Source organism: Kurthia sp. FSL E2-0154 (genome assembly GCF_038003625.1).
In the GTDB taxonomy this organism is placed as follows: Bacteria; Bacillota; Bacilli; order Bacillales_A; family Planococcaceae; genus Kurthia; species Kurthia gibsonii.
The window spans coordinates 2,374,412-2,392,612 of record NZ_JBBOPO010000001.1 but is presented as its reverse complement, the minus strand read 5'-3'; the positions used below and the strand labels follow the sequence as shown (position 1 = coordinate 2,392,612).

Annotated in this window: 20 protein-coding genes; 13 read left to right on the top strand and 7 right to left on the bottom strand. The window is 38.0% G+C overall.

What is annotated here, in order from left to right; translation table 11 throughout:
- Nucleotide 1: 1 nt before the first annotated feature.
- Together MHB75_RS11890 and fdhF are read right to left on the bottom strand one after the other, a co-directional pair.
- Entirely contained in the window at nt 2–478 is a 477-nt protein-coding gene (locus tag MHB75_RS11890) for a DUF1641 domain-containing protein (protein WP_141274263.1), read from the bottom strand.
- 2 nt (nt 479–480) lie between these two features.
- Nucleotides 481–3,417 carry a formate dehydrogenase subunit alpha gene (gene fdhF, locus MHB75_RS11885; RefSeq protein ID WP_340997922.1) on the bottom strand — a complete coding sequence of 979 codons (2,937 nt, stop codon included), beginning with the start codon at nt 3,415–3,417 and terminating at the stop codon, nt 481–483.
- A gap of 570 nt (nt 3,418–3,987) precedes the next feature.
- Here fdhF and MHB75_RS11880 point away from each other — a divergent pair.
- Genes MHB75_RS11880 through MHB75_RS11865 form a run of 4 tightly spaced genes read left to right on the top strand, consistent with a single transcriptional unit; the run spans nt 3,988 to nt 7,008 of the window.
- Nucleotides 3,988–4,335: a DUF2294 domain-containing protein gene (locus MHB75_RS11880; protein WP_068450260.1), complete on the top strand. Its 348-nt coding sequence runs from the start codon at nt 3,988–3,990 to the stop codon at nt 4,333–4,335.
- A 13-nt stretch (nt 4,336–4,348) separates the two neighbouring features.
- Entirely contained in the window at nt 4,349–5,149 is an 801-nt protein-coding gene (gene fdhD / locus MHB75_RS11875; protein WP_340997921.1) for a formate dehydrogenase accessory sulfurtransferase FdhD, read from the top strand.
- 30 nt (nt 5,150–5,179) lie between these two features.
- Entirely contained in the window at nt 5,180–6,196 is a 1,017-nt protein-coding gene (moaA, locus tag MHB75_RS11870) for a GTP 3',8-cyclase MoaA (RefSeq protein ID WP_340997918.1), read from the top strand.
- 29 nt (nt 6,197–6,225) lie between these two features.
- Nucleotides 6,226–7,008, top strand: coding sequence for a formate/nitrite transporter family protein (locus MHB75_RS11865; protein ID WP_340997916.1), 783 nt, complete (start codon nt 6,226–6,228; stop codon nt 7,006–7,008).
- Nucleotides 7,009–7,049: 41 nt separating this feature from the next.
- On the opposite strand, the gene moaC is transcribed toward MHB75_RS11865, so the two are convergent.
- From moaC to MHB75_RS11850, 3 genes are read right to left on the bottom strand one after another with little or no spacing between them, the layout of a single operon-like run.
- Entirely contained in the window at nt 7,050–7,532 is a 483-nt protein-coding gene (gene moaC, locus MHB75_RS11860) for a cyclic pyranopterin monophosphate synthase MoaC (RefSeq protein ID WP_121177706.1), read from the bottom strand.
- Nucleotides 7,533–7,535: 3 nt separating this feature from the next.
- Nucleotides 7,536–8,108, bottom strand: a complete 573-nt coding sequence (gene mobA, locus MHB75_RS11855; protein WP_340997914.1) for a molybdenum cofactor guanylyltransferase — start codon at nt 8,106–8,108, stop codon at nt 7,536–7,538.
- On the bottom strand, nt 8,105–8,599 hold the full coding sequence (locus tag MHB75_RS11850) for a MogA/MoaB family molybdenum cofactor biosynthesis protein (protein ID WP_141274257.1): 495 nt from the start codon (nt 8,597–8,599) through the stop codon (nt 8,105–8,107). Before MHB75_RS11850 ends, mobA begins: the two co-directional genes overlap by 4 nt.
- Before the next feature lie 95 nt (nt 8,600–8,694).
- Between MHB75_RS11850 and MHB75_RS11845 the strand changes: the two genes are divergently transcribed.
- The 7 genes from MHB75_RS11845 to moaD all read left to right on the top strand — a co-directional run bounded on the left by MHB75_RS11845 (nt 8,695) and on the right by moaD (nt 14,185).
- Nucleotides 8,695–9,711: a MoeB/ThiF family adenylyltransferase gene (locus MHB75_RS11845; RefSeq protein WP_340997912.1), complete on the top strand. Its 1,017-nt coding sequence runs from the start codon at nt 8,695–8,697 to the stop codon at nt 9,709–9,711.
- 12 nt (nt 9,712–9,723) lie between these two features.
- A complete protein-coding gene (locus MHB75_RS11840; RefSeq protein WP_340997910.1) occupies nt 9,724–11,016 on the top strand; it encodes a molybdopterin molybdotransferase MoeA in 1,293 nt (430 codons plus the stop codon).
- A complete protein-coding gene (gene mobB, locus MHB75_RS11835; RefSeq protein WP_340997909.1) occupies nt 10,983–11,510 on the top strand; it encodes a molybdopterin-guanine dinucleotide biosynthesis protein B in 528 nt (175 codons plus the stop codon). The genes MHB75_RS11840 and mobB overlap by 34 nt, the downstream gene beginning before the upstream one ends.
- Nucleotides 11,497–11,973, top strand: coding sequence for a molybdenum cofactor biosynthesis protein MoaE (locus tag MHB75_RS11830; RefSeq protein WP_340997908.1), 477 nt, complete (start codon nt 11,497–11,499; stop codon nt 11,971–11,973). Before mobB ends, MHB75_RS11830 begins: the two co-directional genes overlap by 14 nt.
- Before the next feature lie 89 nt (nt 11,974–12,062).
- On the top strand, nt 12,063–12,695 hold the full coding sequence (locus tag MHB75_RS11825) for an IS607 family transposase (RefSeq protein ID WP_340995165.1): 633 nt from the start codon (nt 12,063–12,065) through the stop codon (nt 12,693–12,695).
- The gene (locus tag MHB75_RS11820; protein ID WP_340996986.1) at nt 12,667–13,788 is read left to right on the top strand and encodes an RNA-guided endonuclease InsQ/TnpB family protein; all 1,122 of its coding nucleotides are present in this window, start codon (nt 12,667–12,669) and stop codon (nt 13,786–13,788) included. Before MHB75_RS11825 ends, MHB75_RS11820 begins: the two co-directional genes overlap by 29 nt.
- 163 nt (nt 13,789–13,951) lie before the next feature.
- On the top strand, nt 13,952–14,185 hold the full coding sequence (moaD, locus tag MHB75_RS11815; RefSeq protein ID WP_141274253.1) for a molybdopterin converting factor subunit 1: 234 nt from the start codon (nt 13,952–13,954) through the stop codon (nt 14,183–14,185).
- Nucleotides 14,186–14,295: 110 nt separating this feature from the next.
- On the opposite strand, the gene modB is transcribed toward moaD, so the two are convergent.
- Both modB and modA read right to left on the bottom strand, forming a co-directional pair.
- A complete protein-coding gene (gene modB / locus MHB75_RS11810; protein ID WP_340997907.1) occupies nt 14,296–14,958 on the bottom strand; it encodes a molybdate ABC transporter permease subunit in 663 nt (220 codons plus the stop codon).
- Nucleotides 14,959–14,961: 3 nt separating this feature from the next.
- Nucleotides 14,962–15,750 carry a molybdate ABC transporter substrate-binding protein gene (gene modA / locus MHB75_RS11805; RefSeq protein WP_141274252.1) on the bottom strand — a complete coding sequence of 263 codons (789 nt, stop codon included), beginning with the start codon at nt 15,748–15,750 and terminating at the stop codon, nt 14,962–14,964.
- Nucleotides 15,751–16,090: 340 nt separating this feature from the next.
- On the opposite strand from modA, the gene MHB75_RS11800 reads away from it, so the two are divergent.
- Together MHB75_RS11800 and MHB75_RS11795 are read left to right on the top strand one after the other, a co-directional pair.
- Entirely contained in the window at nt 16,091–17,863 is a 1,773-nt protein-coding gene (locus MHB75_RS11800; protein WP_340997905.1) for an oleate hydratase, read from the top strand.
- Between the two features lie 123 nt (nt 17,864–17,986).
- Nucleotides 17,987–18,181, top strand: coding sequence for a hypothetical protein (locus tag MHB75_RS11795; RefSeq protein ID WP_340997904.1), 195 nt, complete (start codon nt 17,987–17,989; stop codon nt 18,179–18,181).
- Nucleotides 18,182–18,201 lie beyond the last annotated feature (20 nt).

Below are 18,201 nucleotides of genomic sequence, written 5' to 3'. Positions count from 1 at the left end.
ACTATTTTAAATTACTGCCAAGCCCTTTAAGGAAATGGATACCGAAATTCATCGCGCGATTGACATCTGGATCGTTCATCATTTTGATGAGTTTTAGTTTGCTGATTTTATCTTGTTCAGCGATTGCTTTGTTCGCTTCGTCCACGCCACTCATCAAACCTGCTACTAATTTTGTTGTAACAGCAGGATCTAAAGAGGCAAGTGCCCCTGCAGCGCCCATCATGTTATTGATGATGTTCGTTACAGGTTTACTTGTTAATTGACCTAATGCGATATTTGCTACGTCTTCTTTTGCTTCAAGCATTTTGTTTGCTGCCTCTAAAGCGCCGATTGAATCAAGTTCACCAATCAATTGCATGATTTGTTGAATGGCACTGTCGTTTTCGCTCACTAATTGCTTTAAGTTTTCTAGCTTTTGTTCTGTTACTTGTTCTTCTGTTAGAACTTGTTTTTTAATCGTATTAATTGGTGCAGCCATAATTATTCTCCCCCGTTCGTTGTTAAGTGTACATAACCTGGGCGATCCCATTTACGTTGTACTTCAACACCGTTTTGCGGATGACGTTTTTTAGAACGTGGATTTGTTCTTGGAAGCGGTGATTTACCTTTTGATTTTAAAACTTCCACACGTACTTTTGTTTGTTTATAAGCAGGTGTAGATGTATTCACATCTAATGTTTGACCTGTTAAGAAGTTGATTGCTGAATCTTTACTTGTCGAGTTCATCGGTAAGAATAGTTCGTTACCTTGTACACGGTCTGTAATTAACGCTGGTAATTTTAGTGCGCCATTTGGTGATACTAATCGAAGTAATGCACCTTCTTCAATACCACGTTCTTTTGCAAGTTCAGGTGATACTTCGACATAAATTTCAGGTACTTTTGATTGAATACCTTGTGATTTATTCGTCATATTTCCTTCGTGGAAGTGTTCTAAAATACGTCCGTTATTAATTAAGCAATCATATTGTGCTTCATATTCTACTGGTGGAATCCAGTCATTTAATGCGAAGCGTGCTTTTTTGTCTGGGAAGTTGAAGCCATCTTCGTAAAGAAGTGGTGTATCTTTACCATCTAGGCTACCCCAACAGAAGCTACCCCAGTTTTCAAGAACATCATAGTTTGCTTGTGCAAAGAATGGTGTTAAGCTTGCCATTTCAGCGAAGATTTCACTTGGATGGTTGTAGTTCCAATCAGCACCTAAACGACGTGCTACATCTTGTAGAATAACCCAGTCTGGTTTTGATTCGCCAAGAGATGGAAGTACTTGATATAGACGTTGAACACGACGTTCTGTATTTGTGAATGTACCTTCTTTTTCAAGTGATGGAGATGCTGGTAAGATGACATCTGCATATTGAGCTGTACGTGATAGGAAGCAATCTTGTACAACGAAGAATTCAAGTTGTGATAATACATAATCGACGTGGTTTGAATCACAGTCCACTAATGCCATATCTTCCCCAACTAAATACATCGCCTTCATGTCGCCATCTGTAATCGCATCAAGCATTGCCATGTTTGTACGACCTGGTTCAGCTGGGATTTTTGAGCCATATGCTTCTTCGAATTTTTGACGCGCTGCATCGTCTGTTACTTTTTGGTAACCCGGTAATACGTTTGGTAATGTACCCATATCACAAGCACCTTGTACGTTATTGTGACCACGTAATGGATAAGCACCTGCACCTGGACGACGGTAGTTACCTGTCGCAAGTAGTAAGTTTGAGATAGCTGCTGAAGTATAAGAACCACCGTTATTTTGTGTAACACCCATACCCCACAGTACACATGTACCGTCTGCTTCTTTAATCATCTTCGCTACTTCGATTAATGTCTCTTTTGAAATACCTGTTTCTTTTTCAGCGTATTCAAGTGTGTATTTATCAAGAACTTGTTTGAATTCTTCATAGAAATTCACGTTGTTTTGGATGAACGCTTCATCATGCCAACCTTGGTCGATGATGTATTTTGTAACAGCCATTAACCATACTTGGTCTGTACCTTGGTTTGGATGCATGTAAATGTCTGAGCGCTCTGCCATTTCGTTTTTACGAACGTCCGAAACGATTAATTTTTGACCGTGTAATTTATGTGCACGTTTTACGCGTGTTGCTAAAACAGGGTGTCCTTCTGCTGGGTTTGCACCAATGATAATAACTAAGCCTGCTTTTGCAATGTCTTTAATCGTACCTGCGTCACCACCGATACCAACTGTACGTTGTAAACCGTCTGAAGCAGGTGATTGACAATAGCGTGAACAGTTATCGACATCATTCGTTTCGAATAATTGGCGCGCCATTTTTTGAATTAAGTAGTTTTCTTCGTTTGTAATTTTTGAAGAAGAAATGAATCCAACAGAGCCAGGACCATGTTCTTTTTGAATACCGCCCAATTTTGTAGCGATTAAATCAAGTGCTTCATCCCAAGATGATTCAACGAATTCATCGTTTTTACGGATTAATGGTTTTGTAATACGTTCTTCTGAGTTGACGAAGTCCCAACCGAATTTACCTTTCACACAAGTTGAGATGGCATTAACAGGTCCTTCAGAAGGTTGAACTTTTAAGATTTTACGACCTTTTGTCCAAACTTCGAATGAACAACCAACACCACAGAATGTACAAACTGTTTTTGTTTTCTTTGTACGTTTACTACGCATCGCTGCTTCAATTTCAGAAATTGCAAAAATACCGCTATAACCTGGTTCTACTTCTTTGATTAAATCAATCATTGGTTCTAATGTATCTTGTTTAATACTTGTCATGAAGCCAGCTTCACCAAGCATTGATTTTTCCATTAGTGCGTTACATGGACATACTGTTACACATTGACCACAACTTACACATGAAGAATCGTTAATGTCGACGCCTTCATCCCAAATAACACGAGGACGTTCAGCTTCCCAATCCAGTGATAATGTTTCGTTAACTTGTAGGTTTTGACATACTTCAACACATTGACCGCAAGCGATACATTGGTTGGCATCGTAACGGTAGAATGGGTGAGAGCTATCTACTGCATTCTCTGGTTCTTCTTTTGGAGAGAATGGATATTTTTGATGTTCAATACCCATCATTTCAGTTGTGTTGTGCAATGTACAGTTGCCATTGTTGTTATCGCAAACTGTGCAATATAACATATGGTTTTCGAGTAAACGATCCATCGCTTCTGTTTGTGCACCTTTAGCATTAGGGGAGTCGAGTTGAATGTTCATACCGTCGACCGCTTTTGTTGAACATGAGCGTACAAGTTGACCGTCTACTTCGACGATACAAGTATCACATGTCTTAATGGGATCAACTGAAGGTACATAACATACTTGTGGATGTTCGATGTTGTATTTATTGATTGTCTCAAGAATCGTTGCATCTGGTTCAACGTCATAAGGCAAACCGTTAATTTTGATTTGTGTCATGGGCTAGTTCCTCCGTTTTGTATTTTGATACGTTATCATCAGCGCGTTCATTTTGAAAAAAATGAGAGAATAGAAAAAATGAGCTTTTTTAAAAAATTTATCTTGTTATGTATTTCTATTCCCTAAATTCCACAAAATAAATAAACAAGTGATGATCTGTGTATCGAAACTTTGTAAAAAAAATCCACCATGAATCAACACACAAAATGTTTGTATGTTGATTAGACATGGTGGATAAAATTCTTAGCATCTCTTGCTAAAAATCCAATCTACTTTTTAAATTGTTAGATTTAACTCATCGTTAAGAAAAATAGCATTTACCCATTCGAATGGAATAAGAAAATCCCAAAAATCATAACGAAAAGAAAAATCCATATAACTGACACAATTATAGACCTATTCATCCGATTACACAATATCATCCGAGAAATATTCTTTATTGAGAATCATTATCAATAAAAAAAGCTCTTTAAATTTTTGAGGAGTTGCTTTATCATTAACCAATTGTAAGGGTGGGCTCGTCGTTGAAATGGTAAAATCAAGTAAAAACATGTGAGGAGAATGGTTAATATGTCTCAAAAAATTCATGCGTTTAATGATATTATTCGTAAGCTACGAAAGGATTTATTCGGTAAAGGTCCAGAACGAATTCATACTGTTTTTGTGGAGAATATGGCAGTATCGACATTGGTGGGAAATATCACACCAACGGAAAAATTCATCGCAAATTCGCCAGAAGGACTTAAAATGGTTCACGCTGCGAGAACTTCGATGATTCAAGATTTATATGCTGAAAAAACACCTGATGGCATGGAAGAGTTAGTTGGTTCTAAGCTTGTTCACCTTTTCTCTGATATTAAAATTGAAGAGGATATTGCCATTTCTGTTTTTGTCTTTGAGGACAATATTACGGAGTAGAGGGAGATGCCAGATGGAAAACACAGTAAAAAGAAATGTTCTTCGTATTGTGAGAAATAATGCGGAAGAAATGGAAGATACGATTGTGACAGAATACGCGGTTACTGTAAAAGTAAACCAAGAAGAATTTGTCACGATGGTTTGTACACCTGAATATGTAGAAGATATGGTTATTGGCTACCTAGCTTCTGAACGTGTCATTCGAGATTTTGATGATATTGAACAAATTTGGCATCAAGAGAAAGATGGGTTCGTTCATGTGAAAACAAAACGCGTCAATCCATATTTCCAACAGATGCAAAATAAGCGTTACATTACATCGTGTTGTGGTGCAAGTCGTCAAGGTTTTGTCTTTGCGAATGATGCTTTAGTGGCAAAGAAGATGGAAGAAGTACATGTGCGCGTTACACCAGAAGAATGTCATCGTCTTATGCACAACATGCAAAATGATGCGACAATTTTTCAGGAAACAGGCGGCGTGCATAATGCTGCACTCTGTGATGCTTCAGGTATCGTGTTAAGTCGTATGGATATCGGTCGTCATAATGCACTCGATAAAATTTACGGTTATTGCCTACGTAATCAAATCTCGATGCAAGATAAAATCATTGTATTCAGTGGACGCATCTCTTCAGAAATTTTACTGAAAGTATCTAAAATTGGCTGTGAAATCGTCTTATCAAAATCTGCACCAACAGCTTTGGCTTTAGAATTAGCAGACCATTTAGGTATTACAACAGTAGGCTTCATTCGAAAAGAGGGAATGAATGTATATACACATCAAGAACGCATTCAATTACAAGACGAATGTTAATTTGGATGAAAAAAGAAGGAGGAATTTCATATGAATCATGTTAAAGACCAACTTCAAAGACCGCTTAGGGATTTACGAATATCCGTAACAGATCGTTGTAATTTTCGTTGTAGCTACTGTATGCCAGCAGAAGTATTTGGACCTGATTATGCCTTTTTACCACACGATAAAATCCTCAGTTTTGAAGAAATTCAAAGACTGGTAAGAGTATTTGTATCGCTCGGAGTTGAAAAAATTCGGATTACAGGTGGAGAACCTTTATTACGAAAAGACTTACCTACACTTATTCACATGATTGACGCTGTAGAAGGTGTGAAAGATATTGCGATGACGACGAACGGGACACTATTAAAAAAATTCGCCCAACCTTTAAAAGATGCAGGTTTACAAAGAGTGTCGATTAGCTTGGATTCATTAGATGAGGATCGATTCTTTGAGATGAATGGTCGACGTGGTCGAGTGAAAACTGTTTTAGAAGGTATTGAAAAAGCCGCTGAAGTAGGACTTCAAGTGAAGATTAATATGGTTGTGAAGAAGGGAGTCAATGATCAAGATATTGAACAGATGGCTGCTTTCTTCAAGGAGAGACAACATATTCTTCGCTATATTGAATATATGGATGTTGGAAATTCAAATGGCTGGCGTTTAGATGATGTTGTTTCGAAAAAAGAGATTGTTGAAAAAGTAAATGCTTTTTCGCCCATTCAACCGATTGACCCGAACTATACAGGGGAGGTCGCATCCCGCTTTGAATACGCAGATCAAAAGACAGAGGTTGGTGTCATATCATCTGTTACCGACTCATTTTGCTCTACATGTTCACGTGCGCGTATTTCGGCTGAAGGGAAGTTATACACATGTTTATTTGCGACAAAAGGAACGGATTTACGAGACTTAATTCGCAATGAAGAAGATGATGAAATCGTATTAAAACAGATTTCACATGTTTGGGAAAACAGAAACGATCGTTATTCAGATGAACGAAATGAGCAGACGATGAAAGAGAGAAAGAAACATAAAATCGAGATGTCTCATATCGGTGGATAATGTACAAATTTGAGGAGATGTAAGAAGTTATGAGTTTTAATAAACCTGCAGAAATCGCAGAAATTGCTGTAAATGTTGGTGTCGAGAAAGTCGCATCACCAATCAAAAAAATGCTCGTTCTTGGTTTTTTAGGCGGCGCATTTATCGCATTAGGATTTTTATTAGATATTCGTGTTATGGCAGCTATGCCAGCAGAGTGGGGAAGCTTCATCACATTAATTGGAGCTTCTGTCTTCCCACTTGGTTTGATTCTTGTCTTATTAGCAGGGGCTGATTTAATCACTGGTAATATGATGACCGTACCTTTAGCATTATACGCAAGAAAAATCACATTCACGCAATTATGTATTAACTGGTTCTGGGTAACACTAGCCAACTTATTAGGTGCTTTATTTGTGGCATTTGCTTTCGGTCATTTTTTAGGATTAACAGAGACAGGTCCATTTTTAGATAAGACAATTGCTGTCGCAGACGCTAAAATTGGGGATTCATTCCTACATACATTCGTATCAGGAATCGGTTGTAACTGGTTAGTATGTTTAGCTGTATGGCTATCATTCGGTGCACAAGACTTCATCGGGAAAATTGTTGGTATTTGGTTCCCAATCATGGCATTCGTTACACTTGGTTTCCAACACGTTGTTGCTAATATGTTCGTTATTCCAGCAGCTATTTTCGCAGGACATGCAACATGGGCAGACTTAGTTTCAAATGTTGTACCAGCATTCTTAGGTAATGCAGTGGGTGGCGCAATCTTTGTTGGTGCAATCTACTTTGTAGCGTACAACAAGAAAAAAGCAGTAGCAAAATAAATAAAAAAGGGGCAAGGTATTTCACCTTTGCCTCTCTCTTTTTATTGATGATTATAAACGCCGCTTTTACCACCCGTTTTTTGAACTAAATAGGTTTCTTTAATCACCATCGATTTATCAACTGCTTTACACATATCGTAGAATGTTAGTGCCGCAATCGAAACAGCTGTCAGTGCTTCCATCTCAACACCTGTTTTACCGCTACATTTGACTGCTACTTCGATATGCAGTTCATAGCCTTGTTCCGCTTTTTGATAATCGAATGTAAAATCTGTACCTTGTAACATAATAGGGTGACACATCGGGATTATATCGGACGTTTTCTTTGCACCCATAATTCCAGCGATTTGTGCCACTTGTGTTGGATCACCTTTTTTAATACCGCCATTTTGAATGGCTTCGTACACTTCGTCTGATAGTGTAATCGTACTGCGTGCAATCGCTGTGCGTTTTGAAATATCTTTATCTGAAATATCGACCATTTTCGGTCTACCTTCGTCGTTCCAATGTGTAAAGTTTGTCATAAGTTAATCTCCTTTTGGTAAATCTTGTTCGTAGTTAATGTTTGTAAATACACGCTCATTATCCGAGAATGGAATGTAATGGACGTGGATGAGGTCGAGCAAAGCCTTCATACTTCGTCGCTCTTGTGCGATGAGTTTCGTGGTTTTTTCTAAAATCTTTCGATGGTATAAACCAGCGAGTGGTTGGATGCGTTCATGTTGTTTTGGAATGATGGCATCGTATGATTCGTCTATCTCATGCAACATTTTTTGAACAAAATCAGCTGTCATATAAGGCATATCTGCCGCGATTAAAAAGAACCAATCGACTTCTTTGAATGTTTGAAGCAGTTCATGTAGTACGAAAAGAGGTCCTTGATGTTTTGTTTTTTCAATGAGAAATGTCAATTGTTCGTCTGGTTGAAAGAAGGGGAGTAGATCATCATTTGTTGCGATGATATAACGTGACAATTGATTTTCTTTCAAGGATTGAAGACTATATTGATAAAGTGGTACATCATGTAAGGGTTCAAACATTTTAGGACGACCAAAGCGAGAGGACTGTCCGCCAGCTAATACGACACCTGCAATATTCATATCCGGTGCAACTCCCCTACGAAGTGTTGTACAGTAGGCAAAATCAGTTTTTGCATGGCTAGATTGACTGCATTTTTTGAACCAGGTATGACATAGATGGCTGTCTGTTTAAAGCAACCAGCAGTAGCTCGGCTGAACATCGCTTTTGGACCAATTTCGTCATAGCTTAATGAACGGAATAACTCCCCAAAGCCAATCATCTCTTTTTCAAAAAGAGGTGTAACCGCATCATATGTTTGGTCGCGTTGTGAGAATCCAGTGCCACCTGTAATAATAATGGTATTGATGTGTTCTTGAGCAGACCATTGGCGAACATGTTCGAGTATTTGAATGGGTTCGTCGCGTTCGATTACATAGTCGGCAACTTCAAATTTTGCATCTTGTAACAGTGTATGAATTAATTGTCCGCCGGTATCGGTATCCTTCGTTCGCGTATCACTAACCGTTAAGATGGCTGCGTGAATCGCTACTTCTTGATGTGTAGGGTGCAAAGACAGCGACCTCCTTGTGCGTATTTTGAATCTTATTATAAAGCTATAAATAAAAACGTCAAACAAAAATTGTAAGAGAAAGGTGGCGAGTCGTCATGAATGACCGTTACTCAAGACAAGAATTATTTCGCCCAATTGGTGAAAAAGGACAACAATTATTAAGTGAAAAACATGTGTTAATTGTAGGTGTGGGCGCATTAGGAAGTGCGAGTGCAGAGGCATTAACGCGTGCCGGTGTAGGGAAATTAACGTTAATTGACCGCGACTATGTCGAGTGGAGTAATTTACAAAGACAGCAACTTTATACAGAAGCAGATGCAGCTGAAAAACTTCCGAAAGTGATTGCAGCTAAATCACGTTTACAAGCGATTAATTCGGATGTAGAAATCGAAGCGCATATTGCGGATGCAACGAGCGAATTACTGCCAACCTTAGTTGAAACAGTAGATGTCTTAATTGATGCAACAGATAATTTTGATATTCGTTTTATTTTAAATGATATTAGTGCTAAATATAAAATTCCTTGGGTGTATGGTTCATGTGTGAGTAGTTATGGTGCAACTTATACGGTTATTCCAGACGAAACGCCTTGTTTTTACTGTTTAGTTGACGTCATTCCTAAAACAACGATGACTTGTGATACAGCAGGAATTATTAGTCCAGCAGTACAAATTGTAGCAGCATACCAAGTAGCTGAAACACTGAAAATATTGACGGGGAATATAGAAGCAGTGAACCGCAAATATAAAACATTCGATGTTTGGCAAAATCAACATTTTGAAATTAATGTGGAGAAGATGCAAAATACTGCGTGTCCATGCTGTGGCGAACAAGCGACACATCCTTATTTAGCGTACGAAAATCAAACGAAATTAGATGTTTTATGTGGGCGCGATGCAGTTCAAATTCGTCCGCCAAAAGCGATTCAATATGATTTTCAAGCACTACAGTCTAAACTTGAAAAACAAGGGAATGTGCAGTGTAATCCGTATTTATTATCGTATCAAACGGATACATATCGCTTTGTCTTATTCCAAGATGGTCGCGTCGTCATTCATGGTGTACAAGACCCGCAACAAGCGAAAAAAATCTATTATCAATTACTAGGATGAGGAGTGTTCAATATGGTAGAGAAAAGAAATCCGATTGCTGTTTCAGAAGCAGTTAAACGTGTGATGGACTATGCTTATACAGAAAAAGTAGAATGGGTTCCACTTATAGAGGCGAATGAACGCTTCTTGGCAGAAAATCTTGCTGCAGACCAAGATGTCCCTTCTTTTGATCGTTCTCCTTATGATGGTTTTGCGATTCGAGCAGTAGATAGTCAAAAAGCGACAAAAGAGACACCAGTATCATTCAAAGTAGTTGGTGAGATTGGTGCGGGCTTTGTGTATGAACAGGAAGTACAAGCATTCGAAGCAGTGCGTATTATGACCGGCGCACCGATTCCAAAAGGCTGCGATGCTGTTGTGATGTTGGAACTAACAAAAGATGAAGTACGAGATGGACAAACGTATATGTCGATTAACCGTTCGTATGAAGCAGGCACGAATATTTCATATCAAGGTGAAGATGTTCGAAAAGGCGAAGTATTAATTCAAAAAGGACAGTTTATTAATCCAGGTGTAATCGCATTACTCGCGACATTTGGTTATGCGGAAGTACCTGTTTTTAAAAAGCCCGTTGTTGGTGTAATTGCAACAGGTAGCGAATTACTTGAACCGAATGAACCGCTTCAAGCAGGTAAAATTCGTAATAGTAATGCGTACATGATTATGGCGCAAATTGAGCGAGCAGGTGCAACTGCGAAATACTTCGGGCAGTTTAGTGATGATTTAGATGTATGCATTGAAGAAGTGAAAAAAGCTTTAACACAAGTGGATATCTTAATTACAACAGGTGGCGTATCGGTTGGGGATTACGATTATTTACCAGCGATTTATGAAGCGATTGGTGCAACTGTTCTATTCAATAAAGTAGCGATGCGACCAGGGAGTGTAACAACTGTTGCAGCTTTAGATGGTCAGCTACTCTATGGTTTATCAGGTAATCCATCGGCTTGTTATGTTGGATTTGAATTATTCACCCGTCCGATTATTCGAAAAAGCTTTGGCAGTCCAACACCACATTTACGCAGAGAAAAAGCGATATTGGGTGAAGATTTTACGAAAGCTAATCCATTCACGCGTTTTATTCGAGCGACGCTTCATTATAATAATGGTCAATTGGTAGCGACACCATCTGGCTTTAATAAATCAAGTGCGGTATCTTCTTTAGCAACTGCGAATGCGTTCATCGTATTACCGGGTGGTTCGAGAGGTTATGAAAAAGATATGCCAGTAGATGTTTTACTGTTAGAAGATTTACAGGGAAGTGAGTGGCCATGGGACAATATCAAAAAATACTCCAAGTCGTAGGGTATCAAAATAGCGGTAAGACGACATTGATGGAACAACTCATTCGAGAAGCCACTGCGACTGAATTACGTGTAGCGACAATCAAACATCATGGGCATGGCGGTATTCCTGATGTAGAAAGTTCAAAAGATAGCACACGTCATGAACGAGCAGGTGCAGCAGTGGCAGCAGTAGAAGGTGGTGGAGTTCTGCGGTTAAGTGCCAAAAGAGACCACTGGAATTTAGAGGAGATTCTTGCTTTATATCAGCATTTTCCGATTGATTTGATTTTAATTGAAGGGTATAAACATGCTTCCTACCCAAAAATCGTCATCTTACAAATGGAAGAAGATTATGAGTTATTGACAGAGTTACATGAGATTATGTGTGTGCTGTATTGGCCGACTTATACAGGTAAATTACCAACGAACTATCCTACTTTTTCAATTGACGCAAAAGAGGATTATCTAGCATTTTTATGTAAGGAAATGAGGTTTGAACATGCAGGAGAATAAGTTTGAGATTGTAGACCAACCAATCGATGTAGAAGCGATGCGTGCGAAGGTGATGGATCGTAACGCAGGAGCAGTTACATTATTTATCGGTACGGTTCGAGAGATGACAAAAGGGAAAAAAACATTGTCACTGCAATACGAAGCCTATGCACCAATGGCGATTAAAATGTTTGAACAAATCGAACGTGAAATTTTAGAGCAGTGGCCGGATGTACGATTAGCGATTACACACCGTGTCGGGTTATTAGCAATTTCAGATATTGCAGTAGTGATTGCAGTATCTTCGCCTCATCGTAAAGTTGCCTATGAAGCGAATGAATTTGCAATTGAGCGTATTAAACAAATTGTTCCGATTTGGAAAAAAGAACATTGGGAAGACGGGACTGCTTGGATTGGCGACCAACTAGAAAATGTACCGTATCCAAACGGACGACCAGAGGAGGTAATTAAACAGTTAGAATAAATCTATAAATATCTATAAAAAACTATTTATTTTTCATACATTTCATGGTGTAATAGAATTATCCACTAATTCAAAGGAGAATGAAATGTATGAAAAAATACAGTATTGGTCAATTCGCAAAAGAAATCGGAGTAACAGTTCAGACTTTAAGAAATTGGGATAAGACAAATAAATTAAATCCTCAATATACTGCACCTTCTGGACACCGTTATTACTCTCAACAACAACTTGAATATTTTCTTGGTTTACATTCTCCTGAATCAGAATCGAGAATAACTATCGGCTACTGTCGAGTATCTTCTCATAAGCAAAAGGATGATTTACAGAGACAAGTGGAAAACATGGAATCATACTTACTGTCTCAAGGTAATCCATTTAAGATTGTGAAAGATATAGGTAGTGGTATAAACTACAACAAAAAAGGGTTAAATGATGTTATTGATTTAGTCCTAAATTACAAAGTAGATAGGGTTGTAGTTTTATACAAAGATAGGTTATTACGATTCGGATTTGAACTCTTGGAAAATTTATTTGCTAAATACGGAACAAAGATTGAGGTTATCGACAATACTCCAATGACAGATAATCAAGAGTTGGTCGAAGATTTAATTCAAATTGTTACTGTATTTAGTTGCAAATTACAAGGGAGACGGGCGAATAAGGTTAAGAAATTAATTAAGGAGTTGAAAGAGAATGATACTAGCAAAGAAGATACGAATTAAACCAACTAAAGAACAAGAAATTCAACTATGGAAATCTACTGGTGTGGCAAGATGGGTATACAATTGGACATTAGCTAGACAACAAGAAAATTATCAACGAGGGTTGAAATTCTTATCTGACAATGTTTTGAGAAAAGAAATCACACAAATTAAAAAACAAGAGGACTTCCAATGGTTGAGTGAAGTATCAAATAATGTAGCTAAGCAAGCTGTTAAAGATGCTTGTAATGCGTATAAGAGATTCTTTAAAGGTTTGGCGAAACGTCCAAGATTCAAGTCTAAGAAGAAATCTAAATCTTCTTTCTATAATGACAATGTGAAACTTAAAGTAAAAAAGAACACGGTGTTAATTGAGAAAGTAGGATGGGTTGCAACTTCTGAACAAGTCCCAATGGGGGTGAAATATACTAATCCTAGAGTATCTTTTGACGGAAAGTATTGGTATATCTCTGTTGGAGTAGAGCAAGAACAAGTAAAACAAGAATTAACGAATGAAGTAATTGGAGTAGATTTAGGAGTTAAAGAATTAGCAATTTGCTCGAACGAAATGGTGTTCAAAAACATTAACAAAACAAAAGAAGTGAGAAATATTGAGAAACGTTTACGTAGGTTACAGCGAAGCGTTTCCCGAAAATATGAGATGAATAAGGAGGGAGACCGATTTGTCAAAACATGTAACATTATAAAAATCGAAAAGCAAATACGAAATCTACACAGACGGTTAGCTAACATTAGAAACAACCACATTCATCAAGCAACAAATACAATAGTGAAAACCAAACCTTGTAAAGTTGTGATGGAAGATTTGAATGTAGTTGGAATGATGAAAAACCGTCATTTAGCTAAAGCAGTAGCCAAACAAAAGATGTATGAATTTCTCCGTCAATTGAAATACAAATGTGAAAAATACGGAATTGAATTTATACAAGTTGGACGTTTCTTCCCATCTTCTAAAACATGTTCGTGCTGTGGACAAATTAAATCAGATTTAAAATTATCTGATAGAGTTTACAAGTGTGACTGTGGATTAGAGATAGACAGAGATATGAATGCTGCGTTAAATTTAGCTAAATATGGAGAATTAGTAGCTTAGTCACTTACAAGACACTACTAATGTGTAGGGTTCGTTGTACCCGAATTAACGCCTGTGGAGTATCATACCAAATGTGAGTAGCTTCGGCAAAAGCAGATACAAAGAAACAGGAAATAAACATTGCTTATAGATTTTTATAGGTTTTTGGCAACGGCAGAATAAGATGATTTCGATTTTATTCTTTGCACAATTACAAGAAAGTATGGGGCAAGCACAGATGGAAGTGCCATTAGCAGGGAAAACAGTGGCAGAAGTGAAAGCTTGGTTAGAGAAAGAGTATCCATTACTCTCGTTAGCACAGGTAATGACAGCTGTGAATGAAGAATTTGCGCGCGATCAAACGATTGTCAATGAAGGAGACCAAGTAGCATTTATACCACCGATTAGTGGCGGCTAAATAAAATAGTCTAGGACATGCATGTATATAAACATAAGAAAAACTGGAATCGCGCTTTGACGCGGTTCCAGTTTTTTTGTTTCAAACGCTAAAAAAGTGATACGTTTCATCTATGCATCAACTCGAATGAGATGAACACAGAGTAACATGATGAATGAGATGACTACCATACAAATCACAAGTGTCCATGCAACACTCATGTTCCCTGAGTCAATTGCAGTATAGATGGCAAGTGGTGCAGTCTGTGTTTTACCAGGAATATTCCCTGCAAACATTAATGTAGCACCGAATTCGCCGAGTGCGCGCGCAAAACTTAAAATGCCACCAGATATAATAGCTTTTGCAGCAAGTGGAATGGAGATGAATAGCAAGACTTTCCATTCACTTGCACCGTCTACACGCGCAGCATTTTCAATATCCCGACTGACACCTTCAAAACCTGTTTTTGTCGATTGATACATTAATGGGAATGCGACGACAATCGAGGACAGAACAGCTGCCCAAAACGTGAAAATAATGGGTGCGTGAAAGAGCCATTCAATTGCGTCACCGACAAAACTGTTTTTTCCGAAGATGACAATGAGTAAAAAGCCGACAACAGTAGGTGGTAACACAAGTGGGAGTAGAAGGAATGTCTCAAAGAGTACCTTCCCGCGAAACTGCCGATGTGCCATCCATTTGCCTAGCAAAATACCGACAATAAGGACGACAATACTCGCGATGCATGCAACTTGTAGCGACAGCTTGAGTGGCGTCCAAATGTCCGTATTCATATACTATTTCGCTCCTTTGAACCCATATTTTTCGAATGTTTTCATCGCTTCATCACTTTGTAAGAAATCATAAAAAGCTTGTGCTTCTTTTGGGTGTTTACTGTCTTTAATGATGCCAACAGGATAGATAATCGGCTGGTGTGTATCACTTTTAGCAGTCGCAACTAATTGAATTTTGTCGGAAGTACGCGCATCTGTTTCATAAACAAGACCAGCATTTACATTACCTGATTCTACATAGGTTAAGACTTGGCGTACATCTTTTGTGTAGACGATTTTGTCCTCGACACGTGTCCAGAGTTTTAGCGCTTCAAGCGTTTCGCGACCGTATTGACCAGCAGGTACAGATTCAGGTGTACCGAGTGCAATTTTTTTTGCTGTTGTTAAGTCTTTAAAAGACTGAATATTGTTGTTTGTATCTTTTGGTGTAATTAAAACTAATTCATTGGCTAATAAGTTCACTTGCTTGGATTTTTCAATATCACCACTCTGTACTAATGCATCGAATGGTTCTGAAGCTGCTGAAAAGAATACATCAACAGGTGCTCCTTGCGCAATTTGTTGTTTTAAAGCACCAGACCCACCAAAGTTGAACTGTACGTTGACATCTGTGTGTTCCTTCTCATATGTTTTTTGAAGTTCCACTAAAGCATCCTGCAAACTAGCGGCAGCTGACACAGTAAGGTCGACTGGCTGCTTAGATGAAGATTCTTTCGAAGTCTCTGTATTCGAACAAGCGGTCAGTAGTGCGAGTAACAATAAGGTTGTAACTAAACTATAAATCTTTTTCATTATGAATGAACTCCTTTTATAGCTCGTTATAACAAGACAACCCCATTATAATCATTTGTCGCTAAAAATGAAAGGAAGTTTAAGGTTCTTATTTTGGTTCTTTAAAATGAAAAAATCTAAAATACTTTTCTTTTAAATAGGGTGTGAATTTTTAATGGATATGGAAAATTGAACCGGCTAAAAATGGTTAAAGTTATGGAATAGGGGGAACGGATTGTGGTAGAGTGGTTGGTTTTTAAATGACAAAAATCAGCCCGATTGTTCGTCACTCGAAGAGGCAGTTGGTAGACTGTTTTTTTTTTACAAAAAGACTACACATGTAATTTGGGAGGAATCAACTATGTATAGAAGTAATGGTAACTATGAAGCATTTGCACGACCGAGAAAACCAGAAAGAGCCGATCGCGTATCCGCTTATTTAGTTGGTTCAGGGTTAGCATCTTTAGCAGCTGCCGCATTTTTAGTGCGTGATGGTCAGGTACCAGGAGAACGTATTCATATTTTAGAGGAACTCTCGATACCAGGAGGTTCATTGGATGGCATTGATCGTCCTGACGCTGGATTTGTTATTCGTGGCGGTCGTGAAATGGAAGCGCATTTTGAATGTTTATGGGATTTATTCCGCTCTGTCCCTTCACTTGAAGTAGAGAATGCTTCTGTACTTGATGAATTCTACTGGTTGAATAAAGATGATCCAAACTCATCTCATTGCCGTATTATTCATAAAAAAGGTGAACGCTACCCAACAGACGGTCAACTCACGTTAAGCGAAAAATCCGTTAAAGAGATTTTACATTTATGCCTTCAAAAAGAAGAAAACTTACAAAATAAAAAAATTACAGATGTTTTTTCTAAAGAGTTTTTTGAATCAAACTTCTGGACGTATTGGTGCACAATGTTTGCCTTTGAAGAATGGCACTCTGCAATGGAAATGCGTCGCTACCTCATGCGCTTTATTCACCATATTGATGCCCTCGCAGATTTCTCCTCATTAAAATTCACTAAATATAATCAATATGAATCGCTAGTTTTACCGTTAATGAATTATTTAAAAGAACAAGGTGTTCATTTCCAATATGACACAGTAGTGAAAAATGTGATGATGAGTAAAGGTGGTCTAGAGAAGGTTGCAAAAGAACTTCACCTTACAGTAAAAGGTGAAGAGCAAGTCGTTCAATTAAGTGAAGACGACCTTGTATTTGTAACGAATGGTTCAATCACAGATAGTACAACATATGGAACACAAGACGAACCAGCACCCCCAACACATAAAACAAGCGGTGGATGGGACTTATGGAAAAATTTAGCTGCACAGGATGCGGACTTTGGATATCCTGAAAAATTCTACAAAAATATCCCCAAAGCAAGTTGGTTTGTATCAGCAACCGTTACAACATTAGATGATAAAGTAGCACCATATATTGAGAGAATTAGTAAACGTGATCCCTATGCAGGTAAAGTTGTAACAGGTGGTATTGTTCATGCTAGAGACTCTAATTGGAAAATGAGTTATACATTAAATCGACAACCACATTTTAAAGCACAGCCAAAAGACCAATTAGTTGTTTGGGTATATGCACTAATTTCAGACCAACCTGGTAATTATATTAAAAAACCAATTACAGAATGTACAGGTATGGAAATTGCATGTGAATGGTTATACCACATGGGTGTACCGATGAATGAAATTGAAGATTTAGCACGTAATTCATGTAATACAGTCCCATGTTACATGCCGTATATTACGTCTTACTTCATGCCACGTGCATTAGGTGATCGTCCACTCGTTGTTCCCAAAGGATCTAAAAACTTAGCGTTCATCGGTAACTTCGCAGAAACAGAACGCGATACGGTATTTACAACAGAATATTCTGTTCGTACAGCGATGGAAGCAGTTTACACATTTTTAGATATTGAACGCGGTGTACCAGAAGTATTCGCTTCTTCATATGACATTCGTATGTTGCTGCGCGCCTCTTATTATTTAAATGATAAAAAAGGTATTCGCGATATGAAAGTTCCAATTTTAGAAGGCATGTTGGCGAAGCATGAATTAAAGAAAATTAAAGATACGTTCATTGAAGAACTTTTAGAAGATTCGGGACTTCTATAGATTTTCTTATATTTAAATAGACGGGAGTGATGGAATGACACAAAAACGCAGTATATCAAACAACTTGATGATCCGAAGAAGAATTACCCTAAAATTATGATTTATCTCGTTATTGCAAGAGTTGTGCGGGCTTTTGAAACACTAGTTTTAACAGGACATCCTGAGCTAAGTATCTTCGTAAAAGCAGCCGCCATTCTTTTAACAATTGGTGTACTTGCACAAGTAAGTTCGTGGATTGTTAGTCCTACTGAAGGGCTTCATTTTGTAGCACAAAAAGGTCTGTTGCAATTCCATTTGTTTTTTATCATTTCTATATGAAACATAAACAAGTAAAGGAT

Excerpts from the sequence above, each read along its gene's own strand:
- fdhF (WP_340997922.1), bottom strand. The coding sequence starts at position 3,417 with ATGACACAAATCAAAATTAACGGTTTGCCTTATGACGTTGAACCAGAT.
- MHB75_RS11830 (WP_340997908.1), top strand. The coding sequence starts at position 11,497 with ATGCAGGAGAATAAGTTTGAGATTGTAGACCAACCAATCGATGTAGAA.
- MHB75_RS11825 (WP_340995165.1), top strand. The coding sequence starts at position 12,063 with ATGAAAAAATACAGTATTGGTCAATTCGCAAAAGAAATCGGAGTAACA.
- MHB75_RS11820 (WP_340996986.1), top strand. The coding sequence starts at position 12,667 with ATGATACTAGCAAAGAAGATACGAATTAAACCAACTAAAGAACAAGAA.
- moaD (WP_141274253.1), top strand. The coding sequence starts at position 13,952 with ATGATTTCGATTTTATTCTTTGCACAATTACAAGAAAGTATGGGGCAA.
- MHB75_RS11865 (WP_340997916.1), top strand. The coding sequence starts at position 6,226 with ATGAGTTTTAATAAACCTGCAGAAATCGCAGAAATTGCTGTAAATGTT.
- mobB (WP_340997909.1), top strand. The coding sequence starts at position 10,983 with ATGGGACAATATCAAAAAATACTCCAAGTCGTAGGGTATCAAAATAGC.
- MHB75_RS11890 (WP_141274263.1), bottom strand. The coding sequence starts at position 478 with ATGGCTGCACCAATTAATACGATTAAAAAACAAGTTCTAACAGAAGAA.
- moaC (WP_121177706.1), bottom strand. The coding sequence starts at position 7,532 with ATGACAAACTTTACACATTGGAACGACGAAGGTAGACCGAAAATGGTC.
- moaA (WP_340997918.1), top strand. The coding sequence starts at position 5,180 with ATGAATCATGTTAAAGACCAACTTCAAAGACCGCTTAGGGATTTACGA.
- modB (WP_340997907.1), bottom strand. The coding sequence starts at position 14,958 with ATGAATACGGACATTTGGACGCCACTCAAGCTGTCGCTACAAGTTGCA.
- modA (WP_141274252.1), bottom strand. The coding sequence starts at position 15,750 with ATGAAAAAGATTTATAGTTTAGTTACAACCTTATTGTTACTCGCACTA.
- MHB75_RS11880 (WP_068450260.1), top strand. The coding sequence starts at position 3,988 with ATGTCTCAAAAAATTCATGCGTTTAATGATATTATTCGTAAGCTACGA.
- MHB75_RS11845 (WP_340997912.1), top strand. The coding sequence starts at position 8,695 with ATGAATGACCGTTACTCAAGACAAGAATTATTTCGCCCAATTGGTGAA.
- fdhD (WP_340997921.1), top strand. The coding sequence starts at position 4,349 with ATGGAAAACACAGTAAAAAGAAATGTTCTTCGTATTGTGAGAAATAAT.
- MHB75_RS11800 (WP_340997905.1), top strand. The coding sequence starts at position 16,091 with ATGTATAGAAGTAATGGTAACTATGAAGCATTTGCACGACCGAGAAAA.
- MHB75_RS11840 (WP_340997910.1), top strand. The coding sequence starts at position 9,724 with ATGGTAGAGAAAAGAAATCCGATTGCTGTTTCAGAAGCAGTTAAACGT.
- mobA (WP_340997914.1), bottom strand. The coding sequence starts at position 8,108 with ATGAATATTGCAGGTGTCGTATTAGCTGGCGGACAGTCCTCTCGCTTT.